5 protein-coding genes and 2 pseudogenes are annotated in these 7,829 nt (G+C 37.9%); 1 reads left to right on the top strand and 6 read right to left on the bottom strand.

The annotated features are described in order from the left end of the window. The 4 genes and pseudogenes from KQI94_RS03595 to gnd form a co-directional block, all read right to left on the bottom strand. Positions 1–1,028: ISL3-like element IS1251 family transposase (locus KQI94_RS03595; RefSeq protein ID WP_216454298.1), on the bottom strand; the 1,028-nt coding region annotated here is incomplete at its 3' end. 130 nt (positions 1,029–1,158) lie between these two features. Next, positions 1,159–1,617: pseudogene (locus KQI94_RS03590) on the bottom strand (iron-containing alcohol dehydrogenase); the annotation flags it as partial. 14 nt (positions 1,618–1,631) lie between these two features. After that, positions 1,632–2,633 (bottom strand): D-isomer specific 2-hydroxyacid dehydrogenase family protein, encoded by a 1,002-nt coding sequence (locus KQI94_RS03585; protein WP_002368455.1) that lies wholly within the window; start codon positions 2,631–2,633, stop codon positions 1,632–1,634. Positions 2,634–2,645: 12 nt separating this feature from the next. Further along, positions 2,646–3,581 (bottom strand): phosphogluconate dehydrogenase (NAD(+)-dependent, decarboxylating), encoded by a 936-nt coding sequence (gene gnd, locus KQI94_RS03580; RefSeq protein WP_002368456.1) that lies wholly within the window; start codon positions 3,579–3,581, stop codon positions 2,646–2,648. A gap of 373 nt (positions 3,582–3,954) precedes the next feature. Here gnd and KQI94_RS03575 point away from each other — a divergent pair, with 373 nt between their 5' ends. Continuing rightward, positions 3,955–4,842 carry a MurR/RpiR family transcriptional regulator gene (locus KQI94_RS03575; protein ID WP_002383224.1) on the top strand — a complete coding sequence of 296 codons (888 nt, stop codon included), beginning with the start codon at positions 3,955–3,957 and terminating at the stop codon, positions 4,840–4,842. A 404-nt stretch (positions 4,843–5,246) separates the two neighbouring features. Here KQI94_RS03575 and KQI94_RS03570 read toward each other — a convergent pair. Together KQI94_RS03570 and KQI94_RS03565 are read right to left on the bottom strand one after the other, a co-directional pair. Beyond that, positions 5,247–7,030 (bottom strand): annotated as a pseudogene (locus tag KQI94_RS03570) (ABC transporter ATP-binding protein). Further along, positions 7,030–7,629: a MarR family winged helix-turn-helix transcriptional regulator gene (locus KQI94_RS03565; RefSeq protein WP_002368458.1), complete on the bottom strand. Its 600-nt coding sequence runs from the start codon at positions 7,627–7,629 to the stop codon at positions 7,030–7,032. The pseudogene KQI94_RS03570 and the gene KQI94_RS03565 overlap by 1 nt, the downstream one beginning before the upstream one ends. Between the last annotated feature and the right edge of the window lie 200 nt (positions 7,630–7,829).

Genomic DNA, 7,829 nt, shown 5'->3' with positions numbered 1-7,829 from the left:
ACAGCGTAAAGAAAGTCTTGATATAACTGATAGCCTACACGCAAAGCAGGGCTCCCTTTCAGTAAGCGATCCACAATATCGGTCTCTGTTAAATGAGCTTTGAAGCCAGGTCGCCAAAGGCGTCGAGTATAATCAAGCTTGCGTTCATCTTTTTGAAGAAGTTTCCAGTATCTTTTTAATTGCTTACCTAATTGATAGTGTTTTTGTTCTTTGCTTTTTAATAGTTGGTTCGTTTCTTTGATTCGATGATTGCGAAAGGTACGACCAATATGTTGGACGATGTGAAACCGGTCAATAATCAGCTGTGCTTTTGGAAACAGCTTTTTAACGAGCGATACATAAGGAGCGTACATATCAATCACGATCCATTCGACCGCTTCACGAATTTCTCGTGAAAAATGACTAAAATAACGTTTTAAAAAAGGCAGTTGTCGGTTCTCGACAATGTCCAATAAGCGCTGTGTTTGTCCATCCATCATGATGAAACTCATAGCACCTGAAACACCCCGAACTGATTTGAATTCATCAAAACAAAGTACCTTAGGTAACGGTGTCCGAAAAGGATTCAACGGACGATAAAATCGCTTCATAATACGGTAAACAGAAGAGACCGATAGATTTTTCTGAGCGGCGATCTCTGTCATTGAGGTATTTTTTTTCAGACGAGTCACGACAGACCAGCGGACTTTCTCACTGATGAAACAATGTTTTTTCGCAACAGAAGTATCTGCGACAAAGGTCCGCTGACAAGCTTTGCATTTGAAGCGTTGCTTTTTCAATTCGAGGTAGGTACGGTATTCAGAAACATCGTTCATTAACAACCGGACGGTTGTTGTACCCCAACGCACAATATCTGAAGCAATCTGGTGTTTACAGTGGATGCATTCTTGGGCTGTATAAATCAAGTTTCCACGATAAATATGACAGATTTGCCCTTTGTATTTTTCTTTTGTGAGACAATTTTCGTTAAAAGTAACTGATAAGTCTAGAATATCTAATGTTTCTTTGATAAGGTGAGTGTAAGACATCTTGATTCCTCCTTTTGGGTTGGTTCGCCAAATTAATTCTAAAGGATTTCAAGGTGTCTTTTCTATATGTTTTGGAAAATAAAAAAGATGCTGGTGTCATCCACCAACATCAAAAAGTATAGAGCCTTAAAAACGCAGCTTGGCGAAAGAAATGTTCCGTTTTGCCTTCGGCCGCGCCATTTTCTTGATACATCACAGCTAACGGTGTCCACGGCGCACAGTTACTAGCCAAAGTAGGGACTAAGCCAAAATTCAGATTGTTTAAATGGGCGCTGTAGCCCACTAAATCGGCTAACTTACCGCCGCCGACTCCCAGAAGAAAGTCAATCTGGTGTTCCTTTATTTGCTGTGAAATTTGTTCGGCGCCAAAATAACTACATTCTCCTGTGTAAGTGTGATAGAAGAATTGATACTCTGAATCTGCCAAGAATGGTAAAAATGGCTGAGCTTTTTCAAAGGATACGGTGCCATGCACCACCAAAATTCGTTGGGCGTGATATTCCTTGAAAAGTGACGGCACCGAAGCTAAGGCGCCTTCGTGGTAACGATAAAATTGCGGTCCAACTTTCACTTTTAAATCAGTTAACATGCTCCTCCTCCTTCTTAACTAACGTAACGACTGACTTCTTGCACTGCCCGTTGAGGTAAAATACCTTGCACCACGTCTTCCACATCTTGCACGCATTTTTCTCCCATCGCTTGCAGGCATTCCATGGTATAAGCGGAGGTGTGCGGCGTCATTACTACATTTTCAAACGCAAGATAAGGATGATTTTTCCGACCTGGTTCCTCTTCTAAAACATCTGTCCCAAGCCCAGCAATTTTGCCCGATTCTAAGCCGGCAATCATGGCTTCTTCATCAATCAAGGCGCCTCGTGCGCTATTGGAAAGATAGACGCCGTCTTTCATCTTGGCAATTTCCGCCGAGCCAATCATGTGATAACTTTCTTCAGTTAAATTGGCACATAAACAAATGATGTCAGCTGAAGCTAGCAACGTATCTAAGTCTACTTTTTTGGCTCCATAACTTTGCAGATAAGTGGCGGATTTATAGGGATCATACGCTAACACGTCACAGCGAAATCCGTTTCGTAACGTCTCCACGACACAACTTCCTGTGTTCCCAACACCAATGACACCCACAGTTTTGTTAAATAACGTCCGACCGACAAAATTCGCTCGTTTTTCCCATTGATCTGCTTTAACGCTGGCATCTGCAGCCACGGTTTGCCGTAAAACAGCTAGTAAATTTGTGACATTGTTTTCCGCCACGGCATCTCGTTCTACTAAAGCCGGGATGATGGAAACAATTGTGTCGTGCTGTTTTGCAGCGTCTAAATCGATGTTGTTATACCCAATACCATGGCGAGAAATCAGCAATAATTCATCTTTATGTTCAAAAAATTCTTTCGTGAAAAATGGCGTCACGCTAGCAATAATAATCGTATATCCTTGTAAACGTTCCGCTAACTCTTTCCCACCAATTTCACTGTCGACTGTAAAATGCTTTACGGTGCCTATTTTTTCTAAGCGCGTCAAGTGTTCAGGAAAAATTTGACCAAAACTACTGGAATTCACTATGGCAATTTTTTGTTTTTTTAACATGACTAAACTCCTTTACTGACTTTTTACGACTTCATGCCCGCCAAATCCTTGTCGCAAAGAAGCGACCACTTTGTTTGAAAAATGATTTGCTAGCATACTTTCATTTCGAGTAAATAAGGACAACGCCGTAGTTGGGACGGGCATCTCCAAACGCAATGCTTCTTCAATCATCCATTTGGCTTCGCCATTTGCTGCAACTTTCCCTTCTAAATTGGCTAACGTAGGATTTTCCGCAAAAACCTCTTTCGCTAAGCCCATCAAGCGAGCTTCAATAATCGAGCCGTGATTCCACACATCGGCTACTTTCTCCAACGCAAAATCATATTCGGCAGCTTCTAATAAATTGAATCCTTCGCCCATGGCTTGCATCATGACGTACTCAATCCCGTTATGCACCATTTTCAAATAGTGACCAGCTCCTGATTTTCCAGCATAAAGATACCCTTGTTCACAAGCTAAATCTTCAAAAAATGGGGTTAACACCTTGACAGCTTCAGGCGCACCGCCAACCATTAAACACGCTCCTTCCCGCGCTCCTTTGATGCCACCAGAAGTACCACAATCAATAAAATAAATTCCTTTTTCCTTAGCAAGCTGAGCATTCGCAACACTATCATGAAAATTTGAATTGCCACTATCCACAATGATATCCTCTGGTGCTAATTGCTCTACCAATTCTGCCACTAATTGATTGGTAATCTGACCAGCGGGGGTACTTAAAAAAATCACCTTCCTTTTATTAAGCGCTTTCAATAATTCCGGCAACGAATCTACAACGGAAAGCCCCTGCTCTCTAGCAGTCGCTCTTGCTCCCTTTGTTACATCAAAGCCAATAATGGGCCAGCCTTGTTCGTGAACATTTAACGCCATGTTCAAACCCATTTTCCCAAGTCCAATAAAGCCAATATCCATTTTTCTTTCACCTGCCTCTTTTGATACTTCAATCATAAAGGATAAAAAAAATAATGTAAACGATTACACTAATTAAAAAATATTTTTTATTTTTTAGCAAAAATCTTGCCTACTCAAAAGGTAAAACGTTTTTATTTTTAAGGAGCTTTCATACAAAAAACACAAGTAAATCTCTTGGTATCACGTTCTTTTTACTGGCTACTTTCTTTAGTTGAGAGAAGTCTTTTCAAGACCCCTTCATTTTTCAGAAAAAAGATTATTTATTTTTTTTGGCTTTTTTAAAGAATTTCTTTTTTGTGGAGAAAAAGAGAAATTGTATTTGTCCTCTTTTTCCACTATAATCAGTCTATACCAACAATGAAAAGGCATTCATTTTATTTTTAAAAAATAAGATTGGAGGAACGTGTTAATGAAAAACCACTATTTGGATCAACGGATTCGGATCAAAAAACCGAATTTGAGCCTCACAGAAAAGAAAATTTCCGATTACTTTGTTCATTCTGAATCATTATTGACACAAATGACGTTAGAAAGTCTTGCCAACGAAATTGGCGTCTCCCAATCTTCCGTGTATCAATTTGTAAAAAAGATTGGCTATTCTGGGTTCCAAGAATTTAAAATTGATATCGCCAGAAATTCTAATTATCAGCCGACTTTTCAAAACGTCAATAGCGTGAATGGCGCCGATGATATTTCACCAGATGATGATAGTATTACCATTGCTAAAAAAGTCTTACAAGCCAATATTTATTCCCTCAGTAACGCCACACAGTTCTTAACAAAGGAGCTGTTAGATAACGTGTTGGCTTTGATGTACTCTGCCAAAACACTTCACTTTTTTGGGCAAGGCGGCTCCTCGATTGTGGCTTTTGATAGTTTCCATAAATTCATTCGGACCAACTATCGATGCAACTACATTTTTGATTACCACATGCAGTTAAGCTTTGTCACAAAATTAACCAGTGAAGATTGCGTGTTTATTTTTTCCCATTCAGGCAAAACAAAAGAATCAATCAACCTAGCACGACAAGTAAAAAAAACCAACGCAAAAATGATTACGTTAACCGGTAACAGCGGTTCAGAGTTGGCAGGCTTGTCCGATGAAGCAATTATTGTCGTCACCGAAGAAGGCTTGTTTCGTGCGGAATCCTTGGCTTCACGGATTAGTTACTTAACGGTAATGGATATTTTATATACAAATACGATGTATCACAATTTTGATCAAAATGCCGATTCCTTGAAAAAAATCCGCGACAACATTAGCACGACTAAGACCGATCCGCATTACTTGTCGTAAAGATCTGAATGGTGCTTATTTTTGTAATATCGGTCCTCGCAAATTGGTTTTATACCGTGACTCTACATTTTATGAAGCAAGTGAACTATCATGGAGGTATTTAAAGAGGTCGGGACAGAAGTGTTTAACTCCGAGAAATAAGAAGGAATTTCCGAAAATTGTTCTTTAATTTTTGGAGAATTTCGGCTTATTTCCGAAGGAGTTGCTTCTGTTCCCGCCGTTTATTAGTTTTTGAGCGTAGAGCAAAAATCCAAAGTGATTTTTGTCCCACGCTTTTTATCTTGTGGGTAAAAATAAGTTAGAAAAAAGAACTTGGGGGTTATGTCCAAGTTCTTTCTAAATCTTAAGACAATTAGTTAAATGCACGTGTTGTCTTAGCTTCATTTTAAATTTGCTTATTTCGTTCATTCCGTTACTTTAAATTGTTCGGACACATATTTAGCGTAAGTTTTATGTTTACTTACTAGCTCATCATGTTTTCCTGAACCAGTTACTTTCCCTTTTTCAACAAAGTAAATGCTATCCGCATCAACAATTGTCGACAATCTATGGGCAATAACCAATGTTGTTCGGCCCTTCATTAAATTGGACAATGCCTCTTGAACCTTCATCTCAGATTCTGAATCTAGGCTAGCAGTAGCTTCATCTAACATTAGAATCTTGGGATTCCGCAAGAATGCACGAGCAATTGCAATACGCTGTCTTTGTCCTCCAGAAATTTTAACGCCACGTTCACCGACTTCCGTATTCAATTTATCTGGCATTTCTTCTACAAATTTTCGCGCATATGCTAGTTCCAAGACATCCCATAGTTGTTCATCTGAGAAGTTTTCTTCTAAGCCATACGTTAGATTATCTCTGATTGTCCCTGCCATAATCGCAGAATCCTGTGATACAAAGCCGATTTGACGACGATAATCTGATAATTTGATATCTTTTATGTCAATATCTCCAAATTTAATTTGTCCTTCTGTAGGTTCATAAAACCTTTCAATTAAACTAAAAATCGTCGATTTCCCGCCACCTGATGGGCCAGCAAAAGCAATTACTTGGTTTGGCTGAGCAGTAAAAGAAATGTCTGTTAAGATAGGTTCCTCTGGTGCATCTTCATAAGAAAATTTTACATTTTAACTGATAAAGTCTTTTCCGATAAATCAATATCTTGTCCACTTTCAAAGTCTTCAGGTTCTCTAGATAACAATTCTTGCACTCGTCGCGTTGATCCTGCTGCTTTAGCTACTTCAGAAAATAACGTCGCAATGATTGGCATGGCACCAATAAGATTAAATAGATACATTAAGAAACTCATCAATGTTCCGATTGTCATCACACCAATGGCAATTCGATGCATCCCATATGCTAATAGCCCAAATACCATGCTCATAAAGACCATCATCATAATTGGTTGCATAGATGCATCAAATATTGCTTCTTTTTTCCCTACATTAAATAACCGATCCACTTCATTTGCAGCACGAACCTGCGCCTGAGATTCAGCATTAGAAGTTTTGACTAAACGAATTTCACTCAACGTTTCAGTAGCAAGTCCATTAAATTGACTCATAGCATCTTGACGAATGTGACTAACTTTTGAACCAAATGCCATTACTGGAATCATACAAAGGATTACAACAGGAACAGCAATTACCATAGCAAGCGACATATGCCAATCCATTTTAATCATCATATATACCGTACCAATAACTGTAATCACACTGGCAACTGTTTGAGGAAAAGTAACGGCTAACAATTGCTTAACTTGATTAGTATCATTTACGACCCGGCTGGATATTTCACCCGCTTTAACAGAGTCAAAATAAGAAACTTTTAGAATAGTTAATTTATTCCATAAGCGTTTACGCATATTTTGGATGACATTTTCACCAAAAATACCTAAAATTGTCCCTCCTAATGCAGAAACGAGTGCTGAAAATATAAATAATCCAACAACTTTACCTAATAAACTATAATCTACTCCCTTTTGAAAATTATTGACTAAACTTGAAGCAAGTTTTGGAACGTACACTTGGATACTAGAAGAAATCACAAGAAATATCATCCCAATGCCAAGCAGTAAATAGTTAGGCTCTGTCATCTTGATTAAGCCTAAAAATTCTTTAAACGAAAATTTTGTTTTATCTGCTCGGATAGAATCATGACTATTTTTGCCGCCTCCACCTACTGCCATTATCTTCTCCGACCTCTCTTCCATCCTTCAAAGCCACCGTATTCACCATTGAATTCACCAAATCTACCAAAGCCATCATGTCCCATCATCTGTTCTCTAGCTCTACCATATCTAGCTGATATTTTTCTGAAATGTTCCCAATTTTTATCGTCGCCAAAAATTGTTTCAATTTTATCTAAAAATTCTTCACTAGAAATATTCTTTTCTATACGTTCTAAATAATTATTTAAAGACTCTAGTTCCTCCTCTGAAAAGCCCTTAAACATTTCTTCATTAAATCCATTAGAAATATTTCCTTGAGTACTTAAACTTTCTCGTCCCTTATCGGTCAATACAACGAATGTGACCCGAGCATCTGATTCATTTTTGACTCGCTTAACTGCTTTAACAGACTCTAATTTTTTTATGATTTGTGTCACACTAGAAGGTTTTATATCTAAATATTCAGCAATTCTTCCAGCTGTTACATTTTCTTCAGAAGCAAGCAATCTTAACGTTTCAAAAGTGTTATCTGGTTTCTCCTCTATGCTAGAAGCAAAGATTAAGTAAGGTTGTTGAGCAATTTTTAATAGTTTATTTAAAATATCTGTTTTTTTCATAATTTCCTCCAAAAAATTTATTTAGTTTATATATAAGCTAACGAACTAAATAGTAATCTATTTAGTTTACTTCGTCAACAACAAACTAATTATTTATATGTAGATATAACCAAAATGAAAAATAGCATACAGAAATTGCCGATTTGTTTTATCGATTCATCTGTTCCTCTACTTAAAAATCTATTTGCCGATTCAATCAT

The organism is Enterococcus sp. S183_ASV_20 (assembly GCF_018919685.1).
Classification (GTDB): Bacteria; Bacillota; Bacilli; order Lactobacillales; family Enterococcaceae; genus Enterococcus; species Enterococcus faecalis.
Note: the sequence above shows the minus strand (reverse complement) of the source record. Positions and strands in the feature narration are given on the sequence as shown.